The sequence below is a fragment of the Nostoc commune NIES-4072 genome, assembly GCF_003113895.1.
Lineage (GTDB): Bacteria > Cyanobacteriota > Cyanobacteriia > Cyanobacteriales > Nostocaceae > Nostoc > Nostoc commune.
In genome coordinates, this window is the sequence record NZ_BDUD01000001.1 from 1353703 (window position 1) to 1368397 (window position 14695).

Sequence of the window (14695 nt, forward strand, 5' to 3'; positions counted from 1 at the left end):
CATTTAAATATAAGTAAATCTTCAACTGTTCCAAATTGCAAATAAACCTCTTAAAGGAGGAAGTGAGTTTGTCTAAATCCTATCGTATAGCTATTTTGGGGGCGACTGGTGCCGTTGGCACAGAGTTGCTGGAATTATTAGAAATCCGTAATTTTCCAATTGCTGACTTGAAGCTATTGGCATCAGAGCGGAGTGTCGGGCGATCGCTGCGCTTTAAAGGAGAAAATATACCCATAGAAGCAGTGAGCGATCGCGCCTTTGAAAATGTGGATATAGTACTAGCTAGTGCGGGTGGTTCCACATCCAAAGCTTGGGCAGCAATTGCCGTCGAAAAAGGTGCAGTGGTAATTGACAACTCCAGTGCTTTTCGGATGAACCCGGAAGTTCCCTTAGTAGTGCCAGAGGTGAATCCAGAAGCCGCAGCTAATCACCAAGGTATTATTGCCAACCCCAACTGCACGACAATTTTAATGGCAGTGGCAGTATGGCCATTGCATAAAATTAAACCAGTACAACGCATCGTAGCTGCAACCTACCAATCTGCAAGTGGTGCTGGTGCTAGAGCAATGGCAGAAGTCAAAAGGCAAACAAGCGCTATACTACAAGGACAGCCGCCAGTCGCTGAGGTATTGCCTTACCCACTGGCATTTAATTTATTCCCGCATAACTCACCATTAAACGATTTGGGTTATTGTGAGGAAGAAATGAAAATGGTCAACGAAACCCGAAAAATATTTGGTACGCAGCAAATCAGAATCACTGCTACCTGTATACGGGTTCCCGTACTCCGCGCCCATTCAGAAGCCATTAATTTAGAATTTGAGACTCCCTTTAGTGCAAAGGAAGCCAGAGAGATTTTAAATTCCTCCCCTGGAGTGAAGTTGGTAGAAAATTGGGAAACTAACTATTTTCCGATGCCCATTGAAGCAACGGGTAAAGACGAAGTTTTAGTGGGAAGAATTCGTCAAGATATTTCTCATCCCTGTGGGTTGGAATTATGGTTATGTGGTGACCAAATCCGCAAAGGCGCAGCGTTAAATGCAGTACAAATCGCCGAATTGCTCGTAGAAAAAAATCTACTCAAACCTGCTAAAGCTTACGTTTCAAGCTAAATCATTAGTAAAAACAAACAACTAATGAAAAAGAGCAAATGTGCAAATTACTGTTGAAAGAAATTTGCACATAGGTTATTACAATAGAAAACCACCAAGATATAAAAACATGGGTAATTAGGAGTGAAAACAGGGTGGGAGATTTTGGCAATGTTTTAACCGCTATGATTACGCCGTTTAAAGCAGACGGGAGTGTAGATTATGATGTAGCGGCAGAACTGGCGGCACATCTAGCTAACAACGGTACAGATACATTGGTGGTGTGCGGCACAACCGGAGAATCCCCTACCCTAACCTGGGATGAGGAATACCAGCTGTTTGTCGAGGTATTGCACTCCGTGGCAGGAAAAGCCAAGGTGATTGCAGGTTGTGGTTCAAATTCTACTAAAGAAGCGATCGCAGCCACCCAAAAAGCGTCTAAAATAGGAGTACATGGTTCCTTACAAGTTGTCCCTTATTACAACAAACCGCCACAAGCGGGATTGGAAGCGCACTTTCAGGCTATAGCACAAGCCTGTCCCGACTTACCTTTGTTGTTATATAATGTCCCCGGTCGTACCGGACAAAACCTTCAGCCAGAAACAGTTGCCCGGTTAGCTGAGGTTAGCAATATTGTCGGAATTAAAGAATCCACTGGTAGTATAGATCAAGCAAGCGAAATTCGTCGCTTGACACCAAAAGAATTTCACATCTATTCTGGTGATGATTACATGACTTTGCCCTTGTTAGCGATCGGGGCAAAGGGTGTGGTAAGTGTGGCTTCTCATCTGGTAGGAAACCAACTACAGCAGATGATCCAAGCTTTTAGAGCGGGAAAAATTGAGGTAGCAAGCGAGATTCATCTCCAACTCTTCCCGTTATTTAAAGCTTTATTTCTCACTTCAAATCCCATTCCAGTGAAAAAAGCATTGAAGCTTCAAGGTTGGGAGGTTGGTTCAACTCGTCCGCCCCTGTGTGAAGCTGATTTAGAAGTAAGTCAAAAGTTAGAAGCGGTTCTGAAAAAACTTAGTTTAATCTAGCCACCATGCGGTTAAGCGCTGTTAATCTGCTGCTTTTTAAAGATACATATAAACAATGCTCATAATTGTTCATAAGTTGGAAATTAAAAATCTGTGTTAGGACTGATAGACATACTATAAATTCTTCAGTATACAGTCGATTTTATTGAATAAAAAATTGAAATCTTCAATTAAAACTTGATTGCTTTGGGACTGAATTAAGAGACAAATGATGTTGTCTTAAATACAAGTTCGTTAACTATCAACTAAATTAACCACAAGTAAAAATCTAAGGAGAAAATGGCTAAAAACGAAGCTGATAATTCCGCCTTGAAAATTATTCCTTTGGGCGGTTTACACGAAATTGGGAAAAATACTTGTCTTTTTGAGTATGATGATGAAATTATCCTGTTAGATGCAGGATTGGCTTTTCCCACAGAGGCGATGCATGGAGTAAATATTGTTCTGCCAGATACGACCTATCTGCGGGAAAATCGCCACAAAATTAAAGGGATGATCGTTACTCACGGTCATGAAGACCATATTGGCGGGATTGCTTTTCATCTCAAGCAATTTGATATCCCGGTGATTTATGGGCCAAGACTAGCAATGGCAATGCTAGAGGGTAAATTAGAAGAAGCAGGAGTGCGCGATCGCACAGAAATTAGAACAGTTCTACCACGCGACGTGGTGCGAATTGGCAAAAACTTTTTAGTAGAATATATCCGCAACACCCACTCCATTGCTGATAGTTTCACTGTTGCCATTCATACTCCCCTTGGTGTAGTCATTCACACAGGGGATTTCAAAATTGACCATACCCCAGTGGATGGGGAAAAGTTTGATTTGCAACGGTTAGCAGAACATGGTGAAAAAGGCGTTCTTTGCCTTCTAAGTGATTCCACTAACGCTGAGATACCAGGCTTTACACCTTCGGAACGTTCAGTTTATCCCAATCTTGAGAGAGTATTTAGTCAAGCCACTGGACGATTATTTGTCACTACCTTCGCTTCTAGCGTGCATCGCATCAACATGATTTTGGATATCGCCAAGAAGCAAAACCGTGTAGTGACGATTGTCGGGCGTTCTATGCTGAACTTGATTGCTCATGCCCGCAATTTAGGTTACATCAAGTGTGAAGACAATCTGCTGCAACCATTGCACGCCGTCCGGAATCTGCCTGATGAGAGAGTACTAATTTTAACTACAGGTTCTCAGGGTGAAACGATGGCAGCAATGACCCGCATTGCTAACAAAGAACATCCTCACATTAAAATCCGCGAAGGAGATACAGTAGTATTCTCTGCTAACCCAATTCCCGGAAATACGATCGCAGTAGTCAACACCATTGATAAATTGATGATTCAAGGTGCAAAAGTTGTCTATGGACGAGATAAAGGGATTCACGTCTCCGGTCACGGCTGTCAGGAAGAACAAAAGCTGATGATTGCCTTAACTCGACCCAAATTCTTTGTGCCATTTCACGGCGAACATCGGATGCTAGTGAAGCACGCAGAAACGGCTCAGAGTATGGGCATTCCCGCAGAAAATATGATCATTATTCAGAATGGTGATATTGTCGAACTAACTGAAGATGCGATTCGCGTCGCTGGTAAAGTGCCATCTGGTATCGAATTGGTGGATACTACTAGTTCGGGTATGGTAAGTGCTAAAGTGCTGCAAGAACGGCAACGCATGGCTTCAGAAGGTATTATTACGATCGCAGCTGCCATTGATTGGAATGGTAAACTGCTGGCGAAACCAGAAATTCACCTACGGGGTGTAGTTACAAGTGTAGAGCGATCGCTCTTACAAACCTGGGTCAAACAACGGATTGAAGAAATTTTAACTGTGCGCTGGACAGAATTTGCTCCTGGCGAAGGTCAAGCAGCAGATATAGACTGGGGTGGATTGCAAGGAACTTTAGAACGAGAATTGCAACGTTCCATCCGTCGAGAATTGCAATGTCAGCCATCTGTGACTTTGTTGATGCAAATCCCTGATGAGCCACCCGTGAAAGTTGCCGACGGTAGAAGACGGCGGACTCGGACTGCTGCTCAAGTAGCATCATAGAGAATTTCAGATAAAAATATCATGCATAAGCGCAGAGACGTAGAGTTTTTCTAACGTCTTTGCGCTTTGGCGTGAGATATGGTCTTTTATCATGGGTATAGAACTTGTCTATAGTTCTTGGAGGCGATCGCTATGACTAAAACACCAATAAAAATTAGTACTCTTGAAGAATACATCAATTTTGATGATGGCACAGACCAAAGTAGCAACGGCGGGCTAGCCCCTAAATTCATTTATGGGGGTTAGCCGTTGGCGATTTCAAGACGCTCGATGACTCGCTACCGCTACGCTATCGCCGTCAAGTTTCTTTTTGGTTTTGGATGTACATTTTCACCGCTTCCAGTGGTGCGCCTCCCACTGTCGAAACAAAATAAGAATTAGTCCACAAAGTAGGTAATCTACTTTTCAACTCTGGAAATTCTAATCGCAAATACCTAGAAGTCGCACCTTTGAATCTCTTCACAACACGGTGTATTCCAAATTGCGGGTCAACTTCTACTAGTAAATGTACATGATCTGGCATTATTTCCATCTCTATAATTTCAACTTTAATGTCAATTGCTATTTGAGCAAGCAACTCTTTCAGTCGAGAGGCGATTGCATTCACAAGCACTGGCCTTCTGTATTTAGGGCAAAAAATAACATGATATTTACACGAATAAACAACATTGTTGTTTGATTTAAACTTTTGCATGGAACCTTGTTGACATTATATAGCCTGTAACTATATAGTATTTCAGGTAATGCTGTATATCAAGGAGGTGATTTAAGAGTGTTAGTAATGGAGTACAAAGCAGTTGTCAAAAAACCACAAGCAAAAGCTATAGATGAAGCTATTCGCACAAGTCAGTTTGTCAGAAATAAAGTGCTTAGATATTGGATAGATAATCGTGGTATTGGCAAGAAAGAATTGTACCAATACAACACTCAATTAAGAGCAGAATATGAATTCGTGAGAGATTTGAGCAGTCATGCTTGCCAAGCATCTGTTGAGAATGTAGAACGTGCTATCAAGCGTTTCTACGACAACTGCAAAACTAAAAAGCAAGGATTGAAGGGCTATCCAAGATTTAAAAAACATAGTCGCTCTGTTGAATACAAACAACAGTCTTGGAAATTACACCCAACAAAACGACGAATAACATTCACTGACAAGAAAGGTATTGGTGAACTCAAATTATTGGGCAAGTGGGATATCCATACTTATCCTGTTGAGCTAATCAAAAGAGTTAGGATCGTTCGTCGTGCAGATGGGTATTATGTGCAGTTTTGCGTAAAAGTTGATAACAAGCAGGAAGCACCATTAACTAATTCTGTTATTGGTATTGATGTGGGATTGGAATACTTCTACTCTGATTCTTTCGGCAAGCATGAAGAAAACCCGCGATACTTGCGTAAAGCTGAGAAAGATATCAAACGGGTTCAGCGTAAAATTTATAAAAAGAAAAAGGGGTCATCTGGTAGAAGGAAAGCTCGTGGTGTTTATGCTCGTAAACATTTGAAAGTAACTCGACGAAGGAATGAACACGCCAAAAAATTGGCGCGTAACTTATGCCTAGCTAACGCTAAGGTTGTCTTGGAAGATTTAAATGTTAGTGGGTTGGTGAGAAACCACAAACTTGCCAAGAGTATTTCTGATGCGTCTTGGTACAACTTCCGCCAGTGGCTTGAATACTTTGGAGAGAAATTAGGTCGGGAAATAATTGCTGTCCCCCCTCATTTCACCAGTCAAGAATGTAGTAACTGTGGTGCTAGAGTTCAGAAATCACTTAGTACTAGAACTCATTCTTGCTTGCATTGTGGTCACGTTGAACAACGTGATGTGAATGCTGCCAAAGTAATTTTAGGTCGTGCAAACGCTACCGGAGGGCATCCGGGAAGTAACGCCAGTCGAGATGTTCCCTCTACTTCTGTTGGACGCAAGTCCAGTAAAAGCAAGGAGCGTCAGTGACGCTGGAATCCCCTGCCTTCAGGCATGGGGAGTGTCAAAATCGCTATAAAGGTTTTTGACGCTAACTGAACTGTATTGATTTTAGGACTTACGCAAAAATTGCTAAAAAGCTTAATTTCTCGAACCGCCAAGACGCCAAGAGCGCCGAGAATTCGTAGAGTGTGCGTAAGTCCTAGATTTCTATCTACTCTGCTGTGGAGAAAACTGGACAATTTCTATAGCTGCGTCTACAGATGAACGAAAAAACACATCTGACCTCTAAACTTATGTAAATAATTAGCAGGTTTAGCGTAAAACCCCAGGTTAAAGCTGAATAATATCATGTGTTAACTTGACGAACACTAATTCTTTTTCATAAGAGGAGAAAATATGTACAACCGAGTGAATTTTTGGGGTTCTATATTTTATGCCTTTCTTTTTTATACCGGACTTACTTTCAATATTCCGATAGCAAATGCACAACTAAAGCTAAATCCATCGCTACTCAGAACTATATCGGTAATCAAAGCGACAGTTCCGGTGAGCGAAGTGCCATGCTCAACATTTCTACAACCCTATTTTGATTGGGAAAGGGGAAGTTTTCTCAATTTTGTAACCGCCTCTGTAGTTTTTAACAACGCAGGAAAGAATCCAGTTACCTACACCACTGGAACGCTCAATCTAAATGGAAACAACCTCACAGGTGATCTTACACAACTGTTGAGTAACCGATTTATTCGTTTGCCAGGAGATGGGCCTTTTAGTTTCTCTTCTCAACCCTTCGCCATCAATCAACCAGCTTCTATCGGTATAACGCTTGCACCCGATGGTTCAGTAACCTGGGTTGAGCGAAGCAATAATACGAGCTTTGATTACAAGGCAGTTTGTTATTCAAATGATACTGCAATCTTATTACCTTTATTCAGTGCAGACAGTTCAGCTGGAGTCATAACGTTTGGAAAGGGAACTGGCCCAAAGTAAACTAGAGTTAGGAACATACACTGTGATAATTTAATTTGCGTGACTCACTTTAGTAATTAGAGCGATCGCCCTCAATGAACCCAGAGGTATACTAGAACTAAAGTACACACTGTTAAAGGCGCTCCAAACCTTAGATGTTCCCAAAAAGTTAGCTTGTAGCCTAAATCCGCAGCAGCTTCTACAACTATCAAGTTGGCGACTGAACCAAACAAAGTTAAATTCCCTGCCAAAGTTGATCCGGCTGCCAACAATAGCCAATACTTACTGTCACCTGGAGGAACCAGGGGATGCAGCAGAAGTACAACAGGCACATTAGAAATTAAGTTAGATAAAATAACAGTTACACCCAAAAAACTCGCAGCAGAATTGATTGCATGGGTAAATGGCTGGAGCAAATTCAACTTTTGTGTGACTCGCGTCAGGATAAACAATCCAGAAAACATTACCAGTAGGTTCCAATCTACCTTTTGCAAAATGCGTTGCGGTTTAATCCGCCGAGTGATTAGCAACAAGCTAGCAGCAACTAAAGCAGATTCCCCTAACGGTAAACCGACAGTAAATGCAATCAGCAGTCCAATTGTAATGACTAATGTTTTTTTAAATAAGGGTTTAAAAATACGTTGGTTATCAACTATTACCTGTTGGCAAGGTTTGACTGAGCGCACATCTGGGTAAAGTAGCCACAGTAATATTACCTGAATTACCAAGCCGACAAGGGCAACTGGGGTTAATACACGTAAAAAATCTAGATAGGCGATACCTGAAAAGGAGCCAATCAGGATATTTTGGGGATTACCGCTCAAAGTTGCTACCGAGCCTATATTAGTTGCACCTGCGATCGCTAGTAAATAAGGAATCGGATTTAAACCCAAAGCTTGAGTCAGGCTCAAAGTTAAAGGTGTGAAAATCAACGCTATAGTGTCATTGAGAAAAAAGGCGGAGAGAATACCACTAGCAAAAGTTAAAGCAATGACCAGACCTAGAGGACTGCGAGTGATACTCAATATCACTGATAGCGATCGCTTAAAAAACCCTGCATAGGATAGGTTGGCATTAACTACCATCATGCTCAATAGAAATACGATGGTATTGGCATCAATAGCCTGCCATGCTTCCTGTAAATTCAAAACACCTAAAGCAATTAAAAAGGCAGAACCAACCAAAGCAATGGTGGCGCGGTTCATGCGTAAACCAGGAACGTAGCCCAATGCTAACCCCAGATAAGTTAGCCCTAAGACGCTATAGATTGCAAATTGGAGAAGAATCACTTTCTTTACCGAGACTTTGCTACGACCGATATTTCATGTCTAGCCGCTCTGCATCTACTGAGAAAGCCAACCCACCTGGCTATAAACCGCAGCAGCATCTACAGACTTCTCTCTATTTCTACGCTATTCAGCCACCAATAAAAAGAATGCTCTTACGTGGGGAGGTGAGAATACGGGGAGGAAAGATGCCTGCTAAGGTATTACCGATATTTATACTTAGCAAAAATGCTCTCAAAAATATCTCATATTAAGTTCTGTAAATGTTACACTAAAACCTATCCAATGATGGATGTCTTTATTAAAATCTAATCTATATCAAGTTATGAACAAGATCGTAATATTACACTACCGATCCCCAGAAAATTGCGATTAACTTGACGTAGTAATAAATTAGGTTCTGACTTAAGTGGCTAATCAGGTATTACATTATATCGCAGTCAGAACGCGATTTTTCCGGGAAAGTTCGTTGCCACGTTGTATATATTCATCAAAAAGATGAATAGCCTCAATAACACAGAGGATAAACCATGAAGGTATTCGACAATACCACTAAAAAGATCTTTTTGGCAAGCTGGGTATCAATCAATCAAGCAGAAACTAGTGACGATCAAGTAACCCAGCTAAACCGTTCTGTTTCTAAGCCTTACTGGGATATTCTCCACCCTCTACGGCAGCGTGTAGAAAACATTCAAGTCCGCGATCGCCAACTAGCTCACCGTTTGTGTAAACTGATTCCATCTCAGTGTCCCTTTGAGCGAGATGTCAAATTATTTGGGAAAACCCTGTTTCACATTCCACCCATGTGCAAGCTTAATCCCTTATATGACGAAGTAGTTGGTTTACGTTTTCGAGCGCTGTGCTATTTAGCCGACGAATGCGGCGAAGATGTATCACAGTACTGCTAAGGGAAAGTGAGGAGTGAGGAGTGATGAGTGAAGAATTAAAACTTCTAACTCGTAACTCCTGTACTGACGCGATTAATCGCATCTCTACTCCTAACTATCTATTGATTAGCTATTTTTTTGCCATTTTTGAATGGCATCCTGAGCATCTTCATAAGCGCCTGTCTCCTCTGGTACTAAAGCGGCGGTCGCAATTGCGGCGTTAAGTTCTCCTTCGGTGGCGCGACGCTTGGCCAGGTCTAAAATTTTCTCACTCCATTTATTGATCGATTTTTGGGCAGTATCGAAGCCTGGTTGACCCGGTGGTACTTTTTTCGCAACTTCGATCGCACGATTGTAGGTAGATGCCTGTCCAGACTTAATTAAGGCATTAGCTGCATCTAAAAGAGTTTTATTACTTACATACTGCTTGCCCTCTAACCGCCACAGGTTAATTGCTGCTTGTGCTTTGGCATAGGGGGCTTCATCTTTGGTGATTAATCGAGCAGCAGCAATAGCGCTAGCATACTGTCTTTGTTTAGCACGACCTTCTGCTAAATCTAAAATCATCTCACTCCAAATCTTAATATTCTCCTGAGCTTGATCATAGAGTGGTTCACCAGGTCGAATTTTCCGGGCTGTTGCGATCGCCATGCTCAAATCGCTAGCCTGAGTTTGTCTAAGCGACATCTTCGCTAGGTCTAATACTGCTTGATTCCGCTTTTCTGGCTCGGAACTAGTAGTTATTTGAGCGCTAGATTGATTTTTAAGTCTAACTGGTGGGGTGCGATCGCTCGCAGCAGCATTAGGTAATGTGCTTGATATCTGCTTAATTTTAAAAGTTTCTTGATTACGGAGAAAAACTACAGCAATTAAACCTGCTACTAGCAGGCTGCCTCCGCCCCATAAAATAAACTGTTTCCAAAAAGGGATGCTTGGCTGATTGGATGGCAATCGAGAAACGTAACCTTTAGAGGAATTGGGGATAAATCTTCCGCTCGGCACTCCTAAAGAAGTTTCCGCCATTGGCTGGGAAACTAAGCCAGTAGTTGACTCTTGGATTTGTTGACCTTTAGATTTTTCGGCCTTGCGAGCTTTCACCTGTTGGGAAGAGTTCACAGTCGTTTCTCCCCATCTGCCCCGTTCTGCTGAAGTTTTAGGGTAATCGTCGAGAGGAGGAGCCGCAAGGGCAACAGCAAAGGATTCTTCAGGATAAATCACCGGTTCTGATTGCAAGTCGCTTTCCATGGCCAATTTTGGCAAGATTACCTGCTGCCTTGATGGGATAATAGTGGCAGGGTTTTGGACAGGACGCCAGTGGTGGTGACATACTTTTGGCATGATCAGGCTTAGATAGCTTTCTAAATCTGCCAAGTTGTTGCCATTACCAGAACGTAAAGCTTCTAACAAGACTGCTGTAAAGAATCCGTGACCTAATTCGCTACTTTCATGGGAAAATTGCTCTGGTTGACAAGAAAGAATGGTTGCAAGTTGTAGTTCTTGGGCTAATTCTATTGTTTCTTCACCAACGGGAGCATCGGCTTGAGTGCCAAAAGCGCGGTTGATATCGAGTAGTAACAATACATTTAATTCAGCAAGTTGCAGACTTTGCATTAGCGATCGCAATTCTATGCCAGTCTCTTGCACGAGTTCGGGGTTGCCCTCTGCTGGCATTAAGTAATCTTTGCCCTTGTAGTTGACCCCATAACCGCTAAAAAATAACCACAGATAATCTTCTGGTTGCCAACTTGTCGCTGCCAAATCCTCAAGTAGCAGCAAAATATTTTCTTTAGTCGGATAAGTTGATCTATCCCCAATCGGTGGTGAGGTATCCGTCATTAGTAGACAGTGTTTGGGGAGAAAACCTGCCTCCGTCACCAAAAAATCCTCTAGTGCCTCAGCATCTGCTTGGGCACAACTTAAAGGTTGAAATAACTGATATTGATTGATGCCAATCGCGATCGCCCAGTAATTTGCCATCCCGCTATTTGTCAGTTATTGTTTGCTGGTCTTAAAATTGCGGTTGGCTTTGCCCAAAAAACAAAGCTAACCTGTGTTTTATAGTCTAAGTGATTCTGATCGAATCTTAAGTTAGAATGTAATTTTTATTACGTATATAGAGCGGAAAATACCTTTTACCTAATTTCAATAAAAGATCATTACTAAGGAGATAGAAGGTTATGAGCAAAATTTCTGCTCACCTACCATCATCGATCACTCCCTTTTCAGTTATTAGCCAAATTGCCAGAAGAATCCGGATAATTCCTTTAGCAGTTTTGCTTATATCTACTGTTCCTGCGTGGTTTTTGATGGAAGCGCTCGCACCTCAGGTTGTGCGAGCTTACACCGCTAGAGTTGATTTAGATATTGACCGCCTGCCAGATGAAAACTATGAAACCGTTCTCAGAAGGGCGGAAGCAGCCGCTAGAGCAGCTGCTCAACGGAGTTTTGACCAAGATATCTTGGTGACAGATGTTTCAATTATTGTGTCCGTACAAAATAATGGATCGATCGCACCGGTTCTGGCATTAGATGTTAGTCGTCCCGAATGGCGATCACGTCCCGATGCTCAAAATTGGGCAACTTACTTCAAAACTGCGCGATCGCTACTTTTCTTGGAAAATAGCCAGAACTTACCCAAAAAATAGCCGAAACCCTAATTTTCTGTAGAGGCAATTCATTAATTGCCTTTACTGTTGTCCTTCGCGTCAGTGGATGGCCTAGAATAGTAAGGTTGTCAAGAATTGCGATATCTGCTGACATGGCTGTTCCTAAGAAGAAAACTTCAAAATCAAAACGAGATAAACGTCGAGCTACCTGGAGGCATAAAGCCGTCGTTGAAGCTCAAAAAGCTCTGTCTCTGGGCAAATCAATTTTGACTGGACGTTCTACATTTGTATATCCAGTTGCTGAAGAAGAGGAAGAAGAATCATAATTTCCCAGTCAGGAAAAGCGTGAACAGCACCGATAGATTTGATTGCCAAAGTCACCAATCAAACTTCTTACCATTGGATAAATGCTTTTTTTAGCTTTCCTGATTGCATTATGAATCTTAGATACTCTACAAAAGCTCATTAGATCGAAAATATTGGTAGTGAGTAATTGGGAATATCCATTACCCATTACCTATCATTTACAAGTAATGATCAAGTAATCATATAAAGAGTCAAACATCTGATGCTGTTGGCAACTCAGCAAAAAAGCTTGTACACATCTTGAGAAAAATAAGTTTTCTCTAACTATGCTAGGAAAATTTTTTCAGAAACCAGGGAAGGAAGAGGGAGAACGCGTCCCTCCTGGTCAACACTTAGCTAAAGGTTTCCCCGTATTAACTTACGGTGCAACTCCCCAAGTCAGCATTGAGGAATGGGAATTTCGAGTTTGGGGTTTGGCAAAACCTGCTACTTTTAGTTGGTCAGACTTTATGGCGCTGCCTCAACACGAATTTACGGCAGACTTTCACTGTGTAACGCGCTGGTCTAAACTGGATGTCAAATGGACTGGCATAAAAGTTACGGATTTCATGGGTCTGATTGAGCTAGATCCCAAAGTAGCCGACATTATGGAACACTGCTACGGCGGCTACACTACAAATATTTCTGTAGAAGATTTTATGCGCGAAGAAAACTTCTTTGCTTTTAAAGTCTTTGGCGAACCCCTTCCATCTGAACACGGTGGCCCGATGCGGCTAGTTGTTCCCCACCTCTACGCTTGGAAAAGTGCTAAGTGGATTAATGGTTTGGAATTTTTAGCTGGTGAAGAACTTGGTTTTTGGGAGCGTAATGGCTACCACCGCCGTGGTGAACCTTGGGCTGAGGAGCGTTACAGTAACGCTTTTGGGTTTTAATAATTAAGAGTTAGGAGAGACCCGATTAATCGCGTCTGTACAAGAGTTAGAAGAGACGCGATTAATCGCGTCTGTACAAGAGTTAGAAGTTTAGAGTTAAAAATTCATAACTCCTAACTCCTAACTTTTTTAACCCAGAAGTTTCTTGATTAGAGGCAACTTGCCCTGATATGGAGCGTATCGCCATTTTAAATCGAGCCAGAAAGAGTTTTGCAATACACTTTTGTTATGGGAAAAGGTGTCAAAACTAGCTTTGCCGTGATAATTGCCAATACCGCTATCTCCCACCCCACCAAATGGTAAAGACGAGACACCAACCTGCATCACTGTGTCGTTAATACAAACTCCACCAGAGGAGGTTTCCTGCAAAACTCGATTTTGGAGATTTTTGTTTTGAGAAAATAAGTATAATGCCAACGGTTTAGATTTAGAGTTAATCAAGGCGATCGCTTCTGCAATGTCAGTATATTCAATGATGGGTAGAATCGGGCCAAAAATTTCTTCCTGCATTACAGAATCTTCTAAGGAGACATTATCAACCACTGTAGGAGCGATATAACACTCTGAAGGTTGAGTTTCTCCACCAATAATAACTTCACCATCTTTGAGAAAGTTAACCAACCTATCAAAGTGTTTTTGACTGATAATCCTGGCATAATCAGGACTGTTTGCTGGATTATCGCCATAAAATTCTTTTACACATTTCCCCAGCCCATCTATTAAATCTTTTTTGATTTTTTTATTAACTAAAAGATAGTCAGGGGCGATACAAGTTTGTCCAGCGTTAATAAATTTACCCCAAGTAATTCGTCTGACAGTGTGTTCAAGATTAATGTCAGTATCTACGATACAAGGACTTTTACCACCCAATTCTAAAGTAACTGGTGTGAGATATTTTGCTGCTGCTGCCATAACGATTTTGCCTACGGCTGTACCACCAGTAAAAAAGATATGGTCAAACTTTTCTGCTAGTAGTTTTTGACTTGCTTCCACTCCTCCTTCAACTACTGCAATATAAGCAGGGTCAAAATTTTTGTTAATAATCTTAGCAATGACATCAGACGTATGAGAAGCAATTTCTGAAGGTTTGATAATTGTACAATTTCCGGCTGCGATCGCACCTACTAACGGTGAGATAATTAACTGAAATGGATAGTTCCAAGGCCCAATAATTAAAACAACCCCTAACGGTTCTGGATAAATTTTCGCCGAGTAGGAAAAAAAATCAAAAGAAACGGGTGCTTTTTTGGGCTTACTCCACTTTTGAAGATGTTTGATGGCGTAATCAATATCCTTAATTACGCTAATTTCTGTAAGGTAAGTTTCTACTTCTGGTTTATGTAAATCCGCTTGTAATGCCTCAACTATTGACTTTTCATGCTCGATAATTGCTTGCTTGAGATTTTTAAGTTGTTCAATGCGAAAATTTACATCTTTAGTTTTGCCCGTTTGAAAAAAATTTCGCTGAGTCTGGATAATATTGCCAATGTTAGATAATTCAGTGGTCATCATTGTTTTGCCCTATCAAAAACTATTTAATACTAATGCTATTATTTCAGCATATTTCATTCATCAATTTTTAGCGTTTGATTTTCTAAGTATCTT

General features: G+C 41.4%; 13 protein-coding genes. 9 read left to right on the forward strand and 4 right to left on the reverse strand.

Annotated elements, in window-relative coordinates; all coding sequences use genetic code 11:
* Window positions 1-68 precede the first annotated feature (68 nt).
* The 3 genes from CDC33_RS06045 (at window position 69) to CDC33_RS06055 (ending at window position 4183) form a co-directional block, all read left to right on the forward strand.
* Entirely contained in the window at window positions 69-1112 is a 1044-nt protein-coding gene (locus tag CDC33_RS06045) for an aspartate-semialdehyde dehydrogenase (protein ID WP_109012462.1), read from the forward strand.
* A gap of 134 nt (window positions 1113-1246) precedes the next feature.
* Window positions 1247-2131, forward strand: a complete 885-nt coding sequence (dapA, locus tag CDC33_RS06050) for a 4-hydroxy-tetrahydrodipicolinate synthase (RefSeq protein WP_109007717.1) — start codon at window positions 1247-1249, stop codon at window positions 2129-2131.
* A 279-nt stretch (window positions 2132-2410) separates the two neighbouring features.
* Window positions 2411-4183 carry a ribonuclease J gene (locus CDC33_RS06055; RefSeq protein ID WP_109007718.1) on the forward strand — a complete coding sequence of 591 codons (1773 nt, stop codon included), beginning with the start codon at window positions 2411-2413 and terminating at the stop codon, window positions 4181-4183.
* Between the two features lie 298 nt (window positions 4184-4481).
* Here CDC33_RS06055 and tnpA read toward each other — a convergent pair whose 3' ends face one another.
* Complete coding sequence (tnpA, locus tag CDC33_RS06060; protein ID WP_109007719.1) at window positions 4482-4877, reverse strand: IS200/IS605 family transposase; 396 nt, start codon at window positions 4875-4877, stop codon at window positions 4482-4484.
* A gap of 87 nt (window positions 4878-4964) precedes the next feature.
* Between tnpA and CDC33_RS06065 the strand changes: the two genes are divergently transcribed.
* Together CDC33_RS06065 and CDC33_RS06070 are read left to right on the forward strand one after the other, a co-directional pair.
* Window positions 4965-6134: an RNA-guided endonuclease InsQ/TnpB family protein gene (locus CDC33_RS06065; RefSeq protein ID WP_244919277.1), complete on the forward strand. Its 1170-nt coding sequence runs from the start codon at window positions 4965-4967 to the stop codon at window positions 6132-6134.
* 369 nt (window positions 6135-6503) lie between these two features.
* The gene (locus tag CDC33_RS06070) at window positions 6504-7094 is read left to right on the forward strand and encodes a hypothetical protein (RefSeq protein WP_109007721.1); all 591 of its coding nucleotides are present in this window, start codon (window positions 6504-6506) and stop codon (window positions 7092-7094) included.
* Window positions 7095-7165: 71 nt separating this feature from the next.
* Here CDC33_RS06070 and CDC33_RS06075 read toward each other — a convergent pair whose 3' ends face one another.
* Entirely contained in the window at window positions 7166-8362 is a 1197-nt protein-coding gene (locus CDC33_RS06075) for an anion transporter (RefSeq protein WP_109007722.1), read from the reverse strand.
* Window positions 8363-8889: 527 nt separating this feature from the next.
* Between CDC33_RS06075 and CDC33_RS06080 the strand changes: the two genes are divergently transcribed.
* Window positions 8890-9267, forward strand: a complete 378-nt coding sequence (locus CDC33_RS06080) for a Mo-dependent nitrogenase C-terminal domain-containing protein (protein WP_109007723.1) — start codon at window positions 8890-8892, stop codon at window positions 9265-9267.
* A gap of 105 nt (window positions 9268-9372) precedes the next feature.
* Here the strand turns inward: CDC33_RS06080 and CDC33_RS06085 are convergent, their stop codons facing one another.
* Window positions 9373-11223, reverse strand: coding sequence for a caspase family protein (locus CDC33_RS06085; RefSeq protein WP_109007724.1), 1851 nt, complete (start codon window positions 11221-11223; stop codon window positions 9373-9375).
* A gap of 200 nt (window positions 11224-11423) precedes the next feature.
* Between CDC33_RS06085 and CDC33_RS06090 the strand changes: the two genes are divergently transcribed.
* The 3 genes from CDC33_RS06090 (at window position 11424) to CDC33_RS06100 (ending at window position 13090) form a co-directional block, all read left to right on the forward strand.
* The gene (locus tag CDC33_RS06090) at window positions 11424-11891 is read left to right on the forward strand and encodes a hypothetical protein (RefSeq protein WP_109007725.1); all 468 of its coding nucleotides are present in this window, start codon (window positions 11424-11426) and stop codon (window positions 11889-11891) included.
* Between the two features lie 113 nt (window positions 11892-12004).
* Window positions 12005-12178, forward strand: a complete 174-nt coding sequence (rpmF, locus tag CDC33_RS06095) for a 50S ribosomal protein L32 (protein WP_109007726.1) — start codon at window positions 12005-12007, stop codon at window positions 12176-12178.
* Between the two features lie 306 nt (window positions 12179-12484).
* Window positions 12485-13090, forward strand: a complete 606-nt coding sequence (locus CDC33_RS06100) for a sulfite oxidase-like oxidoreductase (protein ID WP_109007727.1) — start codon at window positions 12485-12487, stop codon at window positions 13088-13090.
* Between the two features lie 129 nt (window positions 13091-13219).
* On the opposite strand, the gene CDC33_RS06105 is transcribed toward CDC33_RS06100, so the two are convergent.
* Window positions 13220-14602 carry an aldehyde dehydrogenase gene (locus CDC33_RS06105; protein ID WP_109007728.1) on the reverse strand — a complete coding sequence of 461 codons (1383 nt, stop codon included), beginning with the start codon at window positions 14600-14602 and terminating at the stop codon, window positions 13220-13222.
* Window positions 14603-14695: the final 93 nt, after the last annotated feature.